Origin of the sequence: Pseudomonas sp. LAIL14HWK12:I7, from assembly GCF_000483465.1 — a bacterium.
Lineage (GTDB): Bacteria > Pseudomonadota > Gammaproteobacteria > Pseudomonadales > Pseudomonadaceae > Aquipseudomonas > Aquipseudomonas kermanshahensis.
Map to the genome: position 1 here is coordinate 389,650 of NZ_AXYZ01000008.1, position 15,216 is coordinate 404,865.

A 15,216-nucleotide genomic window follows, 5' to 3' on the forward strand; every position below is an offset into this window, starting at 1 on the left:
CCGATTGAGTTATTCCCGGAGCCGTCGCTCAGCCCCAGCGCAACACCACCACGAGCCAGCCCAGCGACAGCAGCGAGGCCACCCACAAAGGCCAGTCGCTGACCCCGACTACCAGCAAGTGCAGGTAGGCGCTGGCCAGCAGGCCGATGAACAACCGGTCGCCACGGCTGGTGACGATCGGCAGGAAGCCGCGCCGCTCCACGCAGGGGCGGCGCAGTTCAAGCAGGGTCATGCACAACAGCAGCATGCCGACGGCCGCGAAGAACAGCGCCGTGGGCAAGGTCCAGGCCATCCATTCCATGTGCTCCCCTCCTCACACTCGGCCGAGGGCAAAGCCCTTGGCGACATGGTTGCGGACAAACCAGATCACCAGCATGCCGGGCAGGATGGTCAACACCCCGGCCGCCGCCAGCACGCCCCAGTCAATCCCCGAAGCGGACACGGTTCGGGTCATCACCGCTGCGATAGGTTTGGCGTTCACCGAAGTCAGGGTGCGCGCCAGCAGCAGTTCGACCCAGGAAAACATGAAGCAGAAAAACGCCGTCACACCGATGCCGGAGCCGATCAGCGGGATGAAGATCTTCACGAAGAAGCGCGGGAAGCTGTACCCGTCGATGTAGGCCGTTTCGTCGATCTCTTTCGGCACCCCCGACATGAAGCCTTCAAGAATCCACACCGCCAGCGGCACGTTGAACAGGCAGTGGGCCAGCGCCACGGCAATGTGCGTGTCGAACAGGCCAATCGAGGAATACAGCTGGAAAAACGGCAGCAAGAACACCGCCGGCGGTGCCATGCGGTTGGTCAACAACCAGAAAAACAGATGACGGTCGCCGAGGAAGCGATAGCGCGAGAAGGCATAGGCCGCCGGCAACGCCACCGCCAACGAAATGACTGTGTTCAGGCACACGTAGTACAGCGAGTTGATATAGCCGCTGTACCAGCTCGCATCGGTAAAGATCACCCGGTAGTTGTCCAGCGTGAATGCCTGCGGCCACAGGGTCAGGCCGCCAAGGATTTCGGTGTTGCTCTTGAACGACATGTTCAGCAGCCAGTAGATCGGCACCAGCAGGAAGAAGAAGTACAGCAACAGGGGCACTGCTTTGCGCGCGCTCATGGCCTAGTCCTTGTCGGCGTGCGTCATGGCGGTATAGAACAGCCACGACACCAGCAGGATGATCAGGAAGTACACCAGCGAAAACGCCGCGGCCGGCCCCAGGTCGAACTGCCCTACCGCCATGCGCGTGAGGGTCTGGCTGAGGAAGGTGGTGGCGTTGCCGGGCCCACCACCGGTCAGCACGAACGGCTCGGTGTAGATCATGAAGCTGTCCATGAAACGCAACATCACCGCAATCAGCAGCACGTTCTTCAGCTTTGGCAGCTGAATATGACGGAACACTGCCCAGGCCGAAGCCCGGTCGATGCGGGCAGCCTGGTAATAGACATCCGGGATGGCGCGCAGGCCCGAATAACACAGCAGCGCCACCAGCGACGTCCAGTGCCAGACGTCCATCACCAGCACCGTGAGCCAAGCATCGAACGGGTCGCCGGCATAGTTGTAGTTGACCCCAAGCTTGGCCAGCGTGGCACCGAGCAGGCCGATGTCGGCGCGGCCGAAGATCTGCCAGATGGTGCCGACCACGTTCCAGGGAATGAGCAGTGGAATAGCCATCACGATCAGGCAGATCGAGGCCATGCGCCCCTTGGTCGGCATCGTCAAGGCGATGGCGATGCCCAATGGAATTTCGATCAGCAGCACGCAGCCGGAATAGATGAACTGGCGCAGCAAGGCATCGTGCAAGGCCGGGTCGCGCAACACCTGGCGGTACCAGTCGGCACCGACGAAATAGCGGTTGGACTGGTCGAAGATGTCCTGCACCGAATAGTTGACCACGGTCATCATCGGCACCACGGCGCTGAACGCCACCAGCACGAACACCGGCAGTACCAACCACCACGCCTTGTTGTTGCGCACCTTGTTCATGGTCCGGCCTCCAGCAGTACATCGTCGACATACAGCATCAGCCACTGGCTCGGCAGGGTGACCCAGGCCTGCCCCGCCGGCAGCGGGCGATCCTCGCCCAGGCGCGCCTTGAGCGTGGCGCTGCCGAGCTGGAAGGTGACGATGCGGTAGGTGCCCAGGTCTTCGATATCCAGCACCTGCACGGCAAACGCGTTGTCGAGCGGGCTGTCCCAAAGCTGCACGAACTCCGGCCGGATGCCCACTTGCAGGCGCCCGCCGGTGGTTGCTGCCAAGCGTTCGCGCAGGCCTTCGGGCAGCGTCAAGTGCAAGCCGTCAAAGCTGACGCCATCGGCTTCGGCACGCACGTCGATGAAGTTCATGCCGGGGCTGCCAATGAAGTAGCCGACAAAGGTGTGCCGCGGGCGCTCGAACAACTCGCGCGGGGTGCCGAACTGGACGATGCGCCCGCCGTGCATCACCGCGATCTTGTCAGCGAAGGTCGAAGCTTCCAACTGGTCGTGGGTGACGTAGATCATGGTGATGTTGAACTGCTCATGGATCTGCTTGAGCTTGCGCCGCAGCTTCCACTTCAGGTGCGGGTCGATCACCGTCAACGGCTCGTCGAAGAGGATCGCCGAGACGTCATCGCGCACCAGGCCACGGCCCATCGAAACCTTCTGCTTCTCGTCGGCGCTGAGGTTTCGCGCCTTCTTTTTCAGTACAGCGGACAGGTCGAGTACCTCGGCGATCTCTTCGACCCGGGCACGTACCCTGCCCTCGTCCACGCCCTGGTTTCGCAGGGGGAAGGCCAGGTTGTCGAACACCGTCATGGTGTCGTACACCACCGGAAACTGAAACACCTGGGCGATGTTGCGCGCCTGCGGCGACAGCGCGTTCACGGGCTTGCCGTCGAACAGCACGTCGCCATGGGAGGGCGTAAGCAGCCCCGAAATGATATTGAGCAAGGTCGACTTACCGCACCCCGAAGGCCCGAGTAAGGCATAGGCGCCGCCTTGCTCCCACACATGCTCCAGCGCGTGTAGGGCGTAGTCCGCCTCCGAGGTCGGTTGACGGCTGTAACTGTGCGCCAGCTGGCGCAGGCGGATCTCGGCCATCAGCGACTCCTCGCCTGACGCACGCCTGGAGCCTGCACCAAGGCCCCGGCAGCGTCGAAGACAAACAGCTTGTGCGTGGGGATGAACACGCGGATCGGGGTGTCCACCTGGTACTCGTGCACACCCGGCAGGTGCAGGGTCATCCGCCAGTGTTCATTGCGCACGTGAAGGAAGGTTTCCGAGCCACTGATCTCGGCCAGCTCCACCAGCACCGCCAGCTCCAGGTCATCATCATGGGTCGGCACCAGGGTGATGTGGCTGGGGCGCACGCCAAAGCGGTAGTCCCCCTCGCCCAGGCGCTGCAGGTCGGCATTGCGGGCAAAGTGCACCGCCTGCGCCAGGCTCACCTCGTTGCCGGCGATGCGCCCAGGCACCAGGTTGATTGGCGGCTCGGAAAACAGCTCGGCGGCCAGCACGCTGCTGGGCTGCTGATAGACCGCAGCGGTCGGGCCGCTCTGCACGATGCGCCCCTCATGCAGGATCGTCGTGGTGCCGCCCAGCGCCAGCGCTTCGTTGGGTTCGGTGGTGGCGTACACGGCAATGCAATTACGCGCCGCAAACAACGCCCGTAGCTCCTGGCGCAGGCCTTCACGCAGCTTGTAATCGAGGTTGACCAAGGGCTCATCGAAGAGGATCAGCGAGGCGTCCTTGACCAGCGCCCGGGCCATCGCCGTGCGTTGCTGCTGGCCGCCGGACAGCTCCAGCGGCAACCGCTGCAGGTAGGCTTCGATGCGCAGCATCTCGGCGGTTTCCTGCACCCGCCGGCGAATTTCCGATTCGGCCAGGCGCGCCTGGCGCAGGGGCGAGGCGATGTTTTCGTACACGCTCAAGGTCGGGTAGTTGATGAACTGCTGATACACCATCGATACGTTACGCAGGCGCACCGGCACCCCGGTGACATCGTTGCCGTCCAGCAGCACACGGCCCAAGTCCGGGCGGTCGAGCCCGGCCATTAAGCGCATCAGGCTGGTCTTGCCGGCCAGGGTGCGGCCGAGCAAAACGTTGAACGAACCCGGCTCGAAACGCAGGGACGCATCGACGATGCAGGCCTGGTTATCGACACTGCGGCTGACCTGCTCCAGCACCAAGGACATGGCGTGGCCTTTTTAGGATTGTTGTCCGCTGGGCAGAGCGAGTTTCGTGCCAGCCCGGCCTGAACGCTCTGCCGCACGCCCTCACCACGCAAGGTCAGCCATGGCCTGTTCACAGCTGAACACATTCGCTGGACAACTGAACACGCCAAGGTTTGACAATGAACAACGGTGGACGACACTGAACAGCGGTCGGCTGATAACAACAATCACACAGGACAGGCCCATGGCCGCATCCGCTTCGCCGCATGCCCAACTGATCCAGGCATCCTGGGCGCGTTGTCGCGACCACGGCCTGCAACCGCAAAGCCCACCCGATTTCGATTGCCTGCCGCCGGCCGAACTGAGCGCCCTGCTGGAGCGCCGCCAGGCCCTGCTGCGCCTGACACGCGATGAGGTGCTGCCGCAATACGCACATCTGCTGGGCAACGCCAGCTACCTGGTGATGCTGGCCGACGCCGGTGGCTGCCTGCTCGACAGCTGGGGTTCGCGGCGCTTCGTCGACCCGCGCCAGCGCCACGGCTTCAGTGCCGGCGCACACTGGCACGAGCGCGGCGTCGGCACCAACGCACTCGGCACGGCGCTGGTCTGCGCCGAGGCAATTCATGTGGGCCAGGATGAACACTTCCTGCGCCAGAACCGCTACCTGTGCAGCGCTGCGGCGCCGGTGTTCGATGGCGAACGGCAGCTGGTCGGCGCGCTCGATGTGGCCAGCGACGGGTACTTGCCTGCCAGCCAGACGCTCGGCCTGGTACGGATGATGGGCCAGAGCCTGGAGAACCGTTTGATACTGGCGCAGCATGCCGACCACCACGCCCAACTGCTGTTCAACAGCGCCTCCGACAACCTCGACAGCCCCTGGGCGGGCTTGCTGGTGTTCGATGAGCGCGGCCAGGTCATTGCGGCCAATCACCGGGCCGACAGCCTGCTCGGCGACAACCCGCTGCGGCAAAACCTCGAGCAACTGTTCCAAGTCCCGTTGCAGCAGTTGCTTGCCCAGCCGCCGCAACAGCCCTTCGCCTTGCAGGCCGCCGGGCGCCACCGCTTCCACTGCCAGTGGCAAGCGCCGCGCCACAGCCCCAAGCGCCCGGCCCCTAGCCCTGTCGACCCACGCCTGGACAACGCCTTGGCCCAGGCCAGCCTGTTACTGGAAAAAGACATCCCGGTGTTGATCCAAGGCGAAACCGGGGTTGGCAAGGAAGTCTTCGTCGAGGCCCTGCACCGCGCCAGCCGCCGCGCCGGGCAGCCGTTGATTGCAGTCAACTGCGCGGCGATCCCCGCCGAGCTGGTCGAGTCGGAGCTGTTCGGCTATGACAAAGGGGCCTTTACCGGCGCCCACCACAAGGGCAACCCCGGGCTGATCCGCAAGGCCGACCACGGCATCTTGTTTCTCGACGAAATCGGCGACATGCCGCTGCCGACCCAAGCCCGGCTGCTGCGCGTGTTGCAATCGCGCAGCATCCAGCCATTGGGCAGCGGCGAGCCGGTGACCGTGGACATCCGCGTGGTTTCGGCCAGCAACCGCGACCTGGCCGAAGCCGTGCGCAACGGGCAGTTTCGCGAGGACCTCTACTACCGCGTGGCCGGGTTGACCCTGGTGTTGCCCGCCTTGCGCGAACGCAGTGATCGACGCGCGTTGATTGAGCAGGTGCACGCCCGGCACCTCGCCCCCGGGCAACCCCGGCAACTGCCCCCGCACATACTCGACCTGCTGTTGCACCACCCCTGGCCAGGTAACCTGCGCCAGCTCAACAGCGTAGTGCAGGTGGCGCTGGCCCTCGCTGGCAGCCAGCCCATCGGCACCGAACACTTTTCAGCGTGTTTCCTTGCCCAGGCGGGCACACCTGCCCCCTGCCCGCCGCCCGCCCTGGCGCAAACCCCAGCAACGGACCTGGCCAACCTGCTGCACAGCTGCGGCGGCAACATCTCATCGCTGGCACGCCTGCTCGGCATCAGCCGCACCACCCTGTACAAACGCTTGCGTGAACAGGGGCTCGAACCCGCCCACCTGCAGGGTGGGCGTTGAAGGTGCTATCAGCATACTGAAGCCGGGCTAATGCGGGTCATTACCCTCGCTGCTCCAACCTGTCAGGAGCAGCCCATGAGCCATTTGCACCCCCATCACGTAGCCCTGATTCAACAGCGCCTGCCCGGCTGGCTTCGCCAGACTTCCCCGCATCAGCGCCAGGCCCTGAAAACCCATCTGCTGCACAGCCACCGCGCCACACGCGCACTGCAGAAGGCCCTTGCCCCGCTGCAATCGGTAGAGGCGTTCTGCCGACCGTTGTTGAGGGACGCGCTCGCTCACTGGTACCCCGGCGTGTCGCTGCCTCCACTCGATACCACCGTGTTGACCGAGCGCACCACGGGCCACCTGCGCAGTCGGTCCTGGCTGGAAGCTGCCCTGCAGAATCTGCAAGCGGACACGCCGGTACGCCTCTATGCCAACCAGGATGCGCCTGAACTGGAACAGCTCGACACCGTGCGATTCGTGAAAGGCGTACGGCGCCTCGACCTCGGCCAGCGCTACCTGGACCACCTGCGCGAGCACGTCGACACTGCTGATTTTCGCGCGTTGCTGGGTGAGCAGGACCGTGCCGCCTTCGCGGTCGAATTGTTATCAGCGCGGCTGCAAGGGCACATCGACAGCCGCGGCGAAGCCTTGGGCGAGGCCGCGCTTGCCGGCGCGCGCGAGGTACAGACGCTCAGTGGGGCGATGCGCCTGCAATGTGGCTACCTGAGCCTGCTCGGTTTCCCGCTGAGTGGCGCCCTGCTGCTGCGACTCGAGCCACACGGGCAGACCGAGCCGTGCCTGCTTTACCTGCCTGGGGACACCCAAGGCGCCCTGCACCAGTACTCGTCCTTGCAGGCCGTCGGCATAGCACTCACGAAGCGGCTATGGGAGGAGCCTTTTCGTGTGTATTTCAAACGCTTTGTCAGCCACGCGCAGCAACCCGCCTTCGCTGCGCGTTTGCGGCACACACTCTACCCGCGCTACCCCTACGCAGCGCTGTACCCGACCCCGCCTACACTGGAGAAAGGTGAGTCATTCAACTGGATCAACCGGCTGTTCCCCTCGCCCCACGACCTGTGGCAAGAAACCCTGGACAAGAACGCCCGCCTGCCACTGGACTTCACGCCGTGGCCCAGCGAATGCTTCACCGCCAGGGCCAGCAACCAGGTGCAAACCACCTTGGCAGATGCCGTGACACTGGCTGTGCCCACGGCGCAGTTCGACGCGGCGGCGCAAACTGCCCGGCTGCTCGGTTGGCTGGGTGTGGGGCTGACTGTACTGAATGTGGCCAGCTTTTTCGTGCCCGCCTTGGGCGAGGTGATGCTGGTGGTCGGCGGGGCGCAAATCGTGGGCGAGTTCCTCGAAGGCGTCCATGCGCTGAACGAAGGCGAAACCGAGGCCGCCATCAGCCATCTGTTCGGTGTGCTCAACAGCCTGCTGCAGGTTGCGGCACTGGGTGCCGTGCACAGCGCGGTCCAGCTGGCAGGCCCCCTTGAAAACTGGACACGCCTCCCCGGCAGAACAGGCCAGCGCCTGTGGCACGGCGACCTGCGCCCCTTCACCCGCGAGGCGCCCTGGCCGCCAGGCACCCCTGGAGCGGATGGCTTGCACCACTGGCAGGGCCAACCGTGGATCAACCTGGAGGGCAAGGCCATGCCGCTGGAAAAAGCCCCCGACAGTCGCTGGCAGCTGGCACACGCGAAAGGCCATCAACGCGCCCCTCGCCTGCTCGGCAATGGCCAGGTGCCGTGGTTGCTGGAGCACGAACAGCCCTTGGCGTGGGACGCGGCCAAACTGCTGCGGCGCATCGCCAACAGCGGCCCGGCGGTGAGTGATGAAACCCTGCTGCGCGCACTGCGCTGCAGTGGTTTCAGCGAAGCAGCCGTGCGCCGCGTGGTGGTCGATCAGGAAGCCACCCCCGCCCTGCTTGTCGACTGTTTGCAAGCACTGGGCGCCACCGATACCCCCACAGCGGCCAGCACCGACGCCATCACGCTGCTGCTTGGCCGGGACTTCCCGTCCCTTAGCCGCAGAGCCAAGGCCGAGATCCTTGCCAATACCCGTACCAAGGACCTGGCCCTTGGCCAACGAAAGGGCCGATTGCCGCTCTCGGTAGCCGAAACAGCCCGCGCCTACCAGCACGAAGCACGCCTCGACCGCGCGCTGCTGCGCTTTTATCAGCACAGCGGCCCGGTGCAGGACCGTGATGCCCTGGCCGTGGGTTTTCTGCGACGGCTACCGGGTTGGACGGGCGAGGTGCACCTCGAATTGCGAGAGGGCAACCTGCAAGGCCCACGACTGCAGGGCACTAACGCCCGGGGACGAGCCGGCAAAACCGTGGTGCGCGATGATCGGGGCTACCAACCCTACGACGAACACGGCCAACCGCTGGCCGGCCACACGACGCTCTACCAGGCCATTCTCAACGCCCTGCCTGACAGCGAGCGCATCGCCCTTGGCTTGCAGATACATGACCCTCTGCCCTTGCGTGACGCCCTGTTCGAACAGGCCGCCGGCAACCGCACGTACGCCGCCAAGCAATTAGGTATGGCGCCTGTGCGCACCCTGTATCGGCGGCCCACACGGCTCGCGCCGGGCGGCCGTGTCGGTTACCCCCTCAGCGGCCGTGGCCGGGGCTGGCTGAATGACGACGAGCTGTTCGACACGCTGTACCCCAGCCGCCACTCCGGTGACCGCGAGTGGCTGCGCCAGCGCTTGCGCCAAGAGGCCGGTGATAGCCCAGGCGCCTTTACCCGGTTGCTCGAACAGTTGCGCGAAGCGTACCAGCGCCTGAACACCACGCTGGATGGCTGGGTAAATGACACAGAAGGCCTGGCGGTGGACACCCTCGAACAGCGCACCGCTGCGCGGACGGAGGCCGCACGGCGCATACGCCAGGCCTGGCGCAGGGAGGGCGTGGAGGCCGATCAGCTGGACTTGGTACTGGAAGCCCAGGACCTGGGCGCATTGCCGACCTTACCTACGCGCCTGGAGCACGTCCGGTGGCTGACGGTCGTCGACTCACCCCATGGCGAAGCGATCAACCTCGATGGCTTCCTGCAGGCCTTCCCTGGCGTGCGCAACTTGGACCTGGCCAACAACAGGCTGCGGTTACTGCCTGGCGCCCTGGCCCAGATGACCGAACTGGAAACCCTGGACCTGCAGTGCAACATCGTGGCTTTGCAGGAGGCACGCAATATCGATCTACTGACGCGCCTGCCCCGCCTGCAGCGGCTCAACCTCTCTGGCGGCCTGGAGAGCCTGCCTGTCGCCGCTCTGCAGCGGCTCGGCCAGTTGCAGCACCTGTACGCGCTGAGGGCCGACTTGAACAGGCTCGCGCTGCAAGCCGAACACTTCGAAGCGTTGCAAGGCTGGCCCGCGCTGACCGAATTGAGCCTGGGCTCGTGCGAGATCACCCTCACCGCAGAAAGCCGCGCGGCGCTGGGCCGCCTCAACCAGCTGCACTCGCTGCGCTTAGGGAATAACCCACTGCAATTGACACCCGACGTGACCGGCTGGCAGCACTTGCATACCCTCGACCTCGACCGCGTCGGTATCACCCAATGGCCCGAAGGCCTGCCAGGCTTGATGAACCAACGCCCACTCGTGCTGCGCTCGCTCGACCTCAGTGGCAACCGGTTGGTCGATGCACCCGAATTGCACGACACGGCGTTCGCTGAAGCGATACGCAACGGGGATGAAGGCACCTATTACGACTTCGACGACAACCCTTTCAGTGAGCAGGCCCAACGCAGCCTGTTCGGCGCAGGGCTGACGGCCATCCCAGACATGGAAGCCCTGGAGGGCGAAGCCTGGGTGATCGAATTGCCCCCCGCGCTTGAGTCACACCGCGAGGCCAATGCCGAAGACGCTGAGTGGGCGCCCGTGTACCGCCTGACCGAACGCATGGCGCAAACGCCGGAGTACCTGGCTAACCCGGTGCGCACGCGTGAGCGCATCGTGCATGTACTGCGCACGCTCACCCGCGAAGACGTCGGTGACGCGGGCTGGGGCCTCGCCGAGCTGCGTGAGCAAGTACTCACCGAGATCAACGACGCAGCCGAGGCCTGCGTGGACCAGGCCAGCCTGCTGTTCCAGCGGGTCGAAACGCAGGTGTCGGTATGGCGTAGCGTGGCTGCCGCGCACCCCGGCGCCACCGACGAAGCGGTCGCTGTGTCCGTCGCCACTGGCCTGGCCCGCCAGGGCCGCCTGGATGAACGCATAGGCGCCCTGTACAACGCTCGCCGGGCACGCCGGCAGGCCTTGAGCGATGCGCAAAACGACAGCGAACGCCAGGCCGCACCAGCCCTGGTGGCGGAAGACGACTTGAGCGATGCGCACCTGAGCGACCCGCAAACCCCGCCCGACGAAATTGAAATCGCCCTGGTCGCACGCATCGCCCTGCGCGAACGCCTGGGCCTGCCCGAACAACCTGGGCAGATCGCCTTCGGCTACCTGGCGCAACTGAGCGAGGCCACCCTGCAACGCCTGGCCCTGGCAGTCGAAACTGAGGCGGATGCTGCCTTCCTGGCACGCTGGGCGAGCGAGCAACGCTTCTGGCGCGCCTGGGTTCGGCGGCTACGGCCTGAGCCATTCGAAACGCTCGCACGTGACTGGGAGGCCGCCTCGGAGTACTACACCGAGTTGAGTGAACCCACCACCGCGCCCGGTGCCTACCGCGGGCCCGCTGTTCCGTTGGCGTTCATCACCGCGCTGGAGCGCGAGACCCACACCGTACCGGGGCTGGCATGGCGGGTGGAGGGCACCTTGCAGCGCATCGACCTGGTGTCGGGGCGCTACAGAGGCGAAGACGAGCTTTACGCGCTGGCTGGCCGCCTGCTGCTCAGCACCCGCCAGCAGGCGCGAGACCAGCTCTACCGGCAGTTGACCCAGGCTCTGTTCCAGGCCGGCTGACGTACAGCGGGTGGCAGGCCCCCTGCAGGGCGTGTCGCCCGCAGCCGATTCGGCTGCAAGCGCTTCGACTTCAGCCTTTACCGCTGCGCCATTGCTCAGGCTGCCGATACCCTTGCGCCCAAGCCAGCACTTCACTCGCCGGCATCGGCCTGGCGATGAAATACCCCTGCGCCAGCTCGCAACCCAGTGCCATCAGCACCCGCCCATGCTCGACACTCTCCAGGCCTTCGGCAACCACCTCGCGGCCAAACGCACGCGCCAGCCCGATCACCGCCCCGGTCAGGGCCAGGTCATCCTGGTCATGGAGGATGTCACGCACGAACGACTTGTCGATCTTGATGGTCTGGGTCGGCAAGCGCTTGAGGTAGCTCAGCGACGAATAGCCGGTGCCGAAATCGTCCAGCGAAAAGCGCACGCCCAAGGCCCGGCAGGCATCCAGGCACCGACTGACATGCTGCAGGTTGTCGATGGCCACCGACTCGACGATTTCCAAGTCCAGCCGGGCCGGGTCAACCCCGGGGTGCTCCGCCAGCAACTGTTCCAGGCGTTCGACGAAATCACTGCGCTGCAAATGCCGCGCAGCAATGTTGACACTCACCGACCACGGCTGCCCCTGCCCTTGCCAGGTCTGCAACTGGCTCAGCGCCTGGTGGATCACCCATTCGCCAATTTCGATGATCAGGTCGGTCTGTTCCACCAACGGCAGGAACTCGCCCGGCGGCACCAGGCCACGGCCCGGCCGTTGCCAGCGCAGCAACGCCTCGAAACCCAGCACCTCGCCGCTGCGCAGGTTGACCTTGGGCTGGTAGTACAGGCACAGCTCGCGATTGCGCAGTGCCCGACGCACCCGTGTCACGGTCTGGTGGGTGGCCTTGAGTTCCTGCTCCTGGGACACATCGAACACGTGGTAACGGTTGCGCCCACGCTGCTTGGCCACATACATAGCCTGGTCGGCGTGACGCACCAGGGTATCGGCGTCCTCATCGTCGAGCGGGTACAGCGTGACGCCAATACTGGCGCTCAACGAGAGGGTGTGCTCGCGCACCACATAAGTGGCCGCCAGCGCCCGCAGCACCCGGCACAGGGCCGCATGCAACTGGCGGTCGTCGCTGACATTGCGCAGGATCAGCACAAACTCGTCACCCGACAACCGGGCCACGGCATCCCCCCCGCGCAAGATGCCCTTCAAGCGCTGCGCCACTTCGACCAGCAACAGGTCGCCAGTGGCATGCCCGTAGCCATCGTTGACCGCCTTGAAGCCATCCAGGTCGAGCATGCACACCGCCAGCGGGATGTCTTCACGGCGCGAGAACGCCAGTGCCTGGTTGAGCAGGTCGGACAGGTAGGCGCGGTTGGGCAGCCCGGTCAGCACATCGTGCCCCACCCGCCATTGCAAGGTGTGCAGCAATTGGCGCTTCTCGGTGACGTCGAAGCGGATCGACACATACTTGCGCACCTTGCCGGTCAGCGGGTCGACCAGTGGCACCATGGTGCTGTCGACCCAGTACAGCGAACCGTCCTTGGCGCGGTTGCAGATCTCGCCCTTCCACACCTTGCCCGCCGTCAGCGCCCGCCACATGCCGAGGAAGAATTCCGGCTCGTGCAGGCCGGAATTCAGAATGCGGTGGTTGGCGCCCAGCAGTTCGTCGCGGCTGTAACCGGAGATGCTGCAGAACTGCTGGTTGACGTAAGTGATGCAGCCACGCAGGTCGGTTTCGGAAAAGATCGCGGCCGCGTCCACGGCCGCGCGATAGTTATCGTCCATAAGCATCCTGCCCTAACGGTTGAAGCGCTCCACGAGGGCGCGCAATCCGGCGCACACCTCCTCCAGCTCGGCACCGCGCGAGGCGGCCGCGTTGGCGCTATGGGCGCTGTGCTGGGCAATGCCCGCCACACCGTTGATCTGCCGCGACACCTCTTCAGCCACGGCAGACTGCTGCTGCGAGGCTGTGGCCATCTGCTGGCTCATGCCGCTGATGCGTTGCACCGCTTCACGAATACCGTGCAGTGCCTGTTGGGCCTCCTGCACCTGGGCAACGCCCTGCTCGGCGCCCTGAATGCCTTGGCTGGCAATGGCCACGGCTTCTTCGGCACCGCTGCGCAGGCCATCGATAATGGCCTGGATATGCAACGTCGACTGCCGGGTCTTGTCGGCCAACGCCCGCACCTCGTCGGCCACCACGGCAAAGCCACGGCCCTGCTCACCGGCACGGGCGGCCTCGATAGCGGCATTGAGCGCCAGCAGGTTGGTTTGCTCGGCAATGCCCCGGATCATCCCCGTCGCCTCGGCGATGGCGCCGGTCTGACCAGCCAGGTGGGTGACCGCCTGGTTGATCTGGTCCACGGTGCCGGCCAGGGCGCGGATCGCCGTGCCGCTGGCATCGGCCACGCGGCTGCCCTGCTCGGCCAGCAGGTGCGCGGTATGCGCCTCGGCGGCGGTGAGTTGCACATGGTTGACCACCTCGCCGATCGAGGCGGTCATCTCGGCCATCGCGGTTGCGCTCAGGTCGGTTTCAGCGCGCTGCTCCAGCAGGGCCGTTTCGGTACCGCGCGACAGACGCCCGGCATCGTGCGCGGCTACTGCCATCTGCGTGGCCAGGTCGCTGAGCCGGGTCAACGCGGTTTTCAGGCGCGCCTCTTCACCGATCAAAATCAGCTGCAGTTGCCCGGCGGCGCCCGGCAGGTCGCTGTAGGTCAACGCCGCGGTGGGGTCGGCGAAGGTGCCTTCGGCGCCCTGGATGACCCGCCGCAACTGGCGGCCCAAGTCGTTGCGCATCCACAGGCCATAGGCCGCGAACAACGCAAGGGTTAGGCCCTGCCCGGGCCAGCCTGGCCAGAACTGGTTGGCGCTCACCGCCAACACCCCACCCAGCAGCGGCAAGGCCATGGCCTGGCCCAGCAACGCCAGGCGGCGGCCGTACGACAGCGGCGCCTGGCCCTGACGCAGTCGCGCATACAGGGCCTCGGCACGGCTGACTTGTTCGCGAGTCGGGCAGACCCGTACCGATTCGTAGCCGATCACCCGGCCGTCTTCAAGGATCGGCGTGACGTAGGCATTGACCCAGTAGAAGTCGCCATTGCGGCAGCGGTTCTTGACGATGCCCATCCAGCTTTTACCGGCTTTGAGGTAGCGCCACATCAATGCGTACACCGCTGGCGGCATGTCGGGGTGGCGCACCAGGTTGTGCGGGCTGCCGATCAGCTCGGCCTCGCTGTAACCGCTGATAGCGGCAAATTCGGGGTTGCAGTAGGTAATGTGGCTGGCGGTGTCGGTGGCGGAAATCAGCCGCTGACCCGAGGGGAAACGTTGCTCGACCGGGGTTACCGGGAGATTGAGACGCACGATGAGACTCCATTCACTGACGAACCGGCACCCTGCCCATCGACGACCATCGGAACCGATACGCAGCGATCCGCTCCAATGTGCACATGCGCTTCCAGCCATACCGGCATGAGGCCGAATGACACTGGAAACTCGACGATGACTGTCCGGTCAAGCCGCGAATTCTACGAAATTCATCACATAAATCAAATAAAGGTGATCGATCATGGCGTTGCGCCATGCGGATAGATATCGTTAAGTTCTTGATTCTAAATGGGAATTAAGTGATGACGAGATCAGCTCTGGGTTTTGCCCTGCGCCGCTACCGCAAGCTGGCGGGTCTGACCCAGGCACAATTCGCCGAGCGAACCGGCTTCGACCCTAAGACCATCAGCCGTTTCGAGACCGGCGCCTATACCCCCAGCGTCGACGCGCTCATGGCGTTCGCAGGCGTACTGGGTGTCAAACCTAAGGACTTCTTCGCCGAACCGGACGACGAAGAGGAGCAGCGCGCCTACCTGTTCGGTGTCATCCACAACGCCCCGCCCAAAGATCTTGGCAAGCTGATTGCAGCAGTGGACCAGGCGTTGGCCAAGCCCTGACCTGATTCATCGGTTTACCTGGGGGCGCTGTTCAGCCCCGATAAATGGCATGCACCGAATTAGAGCCTGGCAGTGCCAATTGCCCCACAACTGGTCAGACCGGTAAGGCCAAAATCACTTGCAATGTAGGATTTTTCGCGCTTTTATGGCCTCGCGCTGAACAAACCGGTAAGACCACAATAATTAAGTCCTGCGCTC

10 protein-coding genes and 1 pseudogene are annotated in these 15,216 nt (G+C 64.8%); 3 read left to right on the forward strand and 8 right to left on the reverse strand.

The features are described from left to right. Positions 1–28: 28 nt before the first annotated feature. From D886_RS0110875 to D886_RS0110895, 5 genes are read right to left on the reverse strand one after another with little or no spacing between them, the layout of a single operon-like run. Positions 29–301 (reverse strand): DUF2160 domain-containing protein, encoded by a 273-nt coding sequence (locus D886_RS0110875; RefSeq protein ID WP_027593959.1) that lies wholly within the window; start codon positions 299–301, stop codon positions 29–31. 12 nt (positions 302–313) lie between these two features. Then, positions 314–1,114: a carbohydrate ABC transporter permease gene (locus D886_RS0110880; RefSeq protein ID WP_027593960.1), complete on the reverse strand. Its 801-nt coding sequence runs from the start codon at positions 1,112–1,114 to the stop codon at positions 314–316. A gap of 3 nt (positions 1,115–1,117) precedes the next feature. After that, positions 1,118–1,981: a carbohydrate ABC transporter permease gene (locus D886_RS0110885; protein WP_027593961.1), complete on the reverse strand. Its 864-nt coding sequence runs from the start codon at positions 1,979–1,981 to the stop codon at positions 1,118–1,120. Continuing rightward, a complete protein-coding gene (locus tag D886_RS0110890; RefSeq protein ID WP_027593962.1) occupies positions 1,978–3,075 on the reverse strand; it encodes an ABC transporter ATP-binding protein in 1,098 nt (365 codons plus the stop codon). The genes D886_RS0110885 and D886_RS0110890 overlap by 4 nt, the downstream gene beginning before the upstream one ends. Next, on the reverse strand, positions 3,075–4,169 hold the full coding sequence (locus D886_RS0110895; RefSeq protein ID WP_027593963.1) for an ABC transporter ATP-binding protein: 1,095 nt from the start codon (positions 4,167–4,169) through the stop codon (positions 3,075–3,077). Before D886_RS0110895 ends, D886_RS0110890 begins: the two co-directional genes overlap by 1 nt. A 223-nt stretch (positions 4,170–4,392) precedes the next feature. Between D886_RS0110895 and D886_RS26905 the strand changes: the two genes are divergently transcribed. Next, positions 4,393–6,192, forward strand: coding sequence for a sigma-54-dependent Fis family transcriptional regulator (locus D886_RS26905; protein ID WP_033694140.1), 1,800 nt, complete (start codon positions 4,393–4,395; stop codon positions 6,190–6,192). A gap of 75 nt (positions 6,193–6,267) precedes the next feature. Beyond that, the gene (locus tag D886_RS0110905; RefSeq protein ID WP_027593964.1) at positions 6,268–11,094 is read left to right on the forward strand and encodes a dermonecrotic toxin domain-containing protein; all 4,827 of its coding nucleotides are present in this window, start codon (positions 6,268–6,270) and stop codon (positions 11,092–11,094) included. A 70-nt stretch (positions 11,095–11,164) separates the two neighbouring features. Here the strand turns inward: D886_RS0110905 and D886_RS0110910 are convergent, their stop codons facing one another. The 3 genes and pseudogenes from D886_RS0110910 to D886_RS28790 all read right to left on the reverse strand — a co-directional run. Further along, the gene (locus D886_RS0110910) at positions 11,165–12,859 is read right to left on the reverse strand and encodes a bifunctional diguanylate cyclase/phosphodiesterase (protein ID WP_027593965.1); all 1,695 of its coding nucleotides are present in this window, start codon (positions 12,857–12,859) and stop codon (positions 11,165–11,167) included. A 12-nt stretch (positions 12,860–12,871) separates the two neighbouring features. Beyond that, positions 12,872–13,981 carry a methyl-accepting chemotaxis protein gene (locus D886_RS0110915; protein ID WP_371097562.1) on the reverse strand — a complete coding sequence of 370 codons (1,110 nt, stop codon included), beginning with the start codon at positions 13,979–13,981 and terminating at the stop codon, positions 12,872–12,874. Between the two features lie 126 nt (positions 13,982–14,107). Beyond that, positions 14,108–14,539: pseudogene (locus D886_RS28790) on the reverse strand (PAS domain-containing protein); the annotation flags it as partial. Between the two features lie 164 nt (positions 14,540–14,703). Between D886_RS28790 and D886_RS0110920 the strand changes: the two are divergent. Further along, entirely contained in the window at positions 14,704–15,018 is a 315-nt protein-coding gene (locus D886_RS0110920) for a helix-turn-helix domain-containing protein (RefSeq protein ID WP_027593967.1), read from the forward strand. Positions 15,019–15,216: the final 198 nt, after the last annotated feature.